The sequence below is a fragment of the Coleofasciculus sp. genome (assembly GCF_046565525.1).
Taxonomy (GTDB): Bacteria; Cyanobacteriota; Cyanobacteriia; order Cyanobacteriales; family Coleofasciculaceae; genus Coleofasciculus.
Window position 1 is genome coordinate 1 of record NZ_JBKHUP010000253.1, and the last position, 1,391, is coordinate 1,391.

Consider the following 1,391-nt stretch of genomic DNA (forward strand, 5'->3'; position numbering starts at 1 on the left):
AGAGGATGGGGCGGGCAGAGGGAGCAGAAGGCAGGGGATCGGCGGCAGGGGGGGGGGGGTATAGGGGGGGGGGAGGGGAGGGGGGGAAGGAGGGGGAGGCAGGGGAAGCAGGGGAAGCTGGGGGAGCAGGGAAAGCAGGGGGAGCAGGGGGAGCAGAGGGAGCTGGGGGAGCGGAGGGAGCTGGGGAAGAGAAAGTTATATCTTTGAATGCAACTTGGTATGAAAGGGTAGAAGGGTATTTACAAAGATCCTTGATTTTCAATCAGGACTCTCGCCGCTACTTGTAGAGATGGATAGTCCAATTCGGGATGACCGTTGAGGTAGTATTTATCCTCTACCGATTCACAGATAGTACCCAGGATTGTTCCATCAAAAGCAAGGACTTGCCAAACCTGCCGAACCTGATTGGGTTGGAATCCCTGCAATGTGGTACTCCAGTTATTTTTATCAATAGTTTGAACCTTGATTGTATCTTCCATTGGTAGACTCCTCTGGTATAGTAGGCAGCAATCTGATTCAGTAATATCCCTTAAAAACTCTATCCAAATTTCAGTATGGATAGGAATCCTCACTTGATTGTGTGGAATTGAATTCAATGACTTGGCGCAAAATTTTCTATTTATCGTTAGCAACAGTTGCTCGTCTATTTCATCCCTCGTCATCACACACACAGAACCCAGACGACAAGCAACTACTCAAGGATCGAGATCACCTTCTCCATCTCCGCATTTGGAGATAAGAATGAAAACAAATGTTTAAAGCGGAGTTTACCTTGCTTATCGACTAGAAACTGAGCAGGTAAAGGCGCTCCCAGTGCCTGACCAACTTGATAGGTTTGAAAGGTGCGACAACTCGGATCACTCAACAGGGGTATTTTTAATCCTAAATCCTTGACCACTGTTTTGCTTTGCTGAGGATCAGTACTCGTTATCATTAACACCTCTACCCCCTTCTGGGTAAATTGCTCGTATTGCTCATTCATCGCCTGAATATGAGGATAGCAAAGGGGGCAATATTGCTTTTCGGTAAAAATGCGGGTAAACGCCAGCAGAACAGGTTGCTGTTCTCGGTAACTCGATAATCTCACCTGACGATTATTTGTGATGTCTGGTAGTTCAAAATCTGGAGTCAGTTGTCCTAATCTCAACGGATTAGTAGCCGGTATGGGAAAAAAATTACGCAGAAAACGCTCGTTAAATAAACCCCTAAAGTCAGTTGATGTTAGCATTGACTTCACCTGATCCAACAACTTATTTTATCGCAAAAGGTAGATGGCAGTTGACATCCTCCCCAACTTACTTCGTTGAAGTTGGAGATTCCCAGTATCGCTACGGAGATTTCCTGGTTCGCGGACACTTACCTAGGTCAATGACCCCCGGCAGTACGTCTGG

Annotated in this window: 2 protein-coding genes; both read right to left on the reverse strand. The window is 46.7% G+C overall.

From position 1 onward, the window contains the following. Positions 1 to 239: 239 nt before the first annotated feature. Entirely contained in the window at positions 240 to 479 is a 240-nt protein-coding gene (locus ACLGGO_RS35555; RefSeq protein ID WP_446337398.1) for a hypothetical protein, read from the reverse strand. A 212-nt stretch (positions 480 to 691) separates the two neighbouring features. Continuing rightward, positions 692 to 1,228, reverse strand: a complete 537-nt coding sequence (locus ACLGGO_RS35560) for a peroxiredoxin family protein (protein WP_446422849.1) — start codon at positions 1,226 to 1,228, stop codon at positions 692 to 694. Positions 1,229 to 1,391: the final 163 nt, after the last annotated feature.

Bases quoted from the DNA above. Each gene is read 5' to 3' on its own strand.
- ACLGGO_RS35560 (WP_446422849.1), bottom strand. From the start codon at position 1,228: ATGCTAACATCAACTGACTTTAGGGGTTTATTTAACGAGCGTTTTCTG.
- ACLGGO_RS35555 (WP_446337398.1), bottom strand. From the start codon at position 479: ATGGAAGATACAATCAAGGTTCAAACTATTGATAAAAATAACTGGAGT.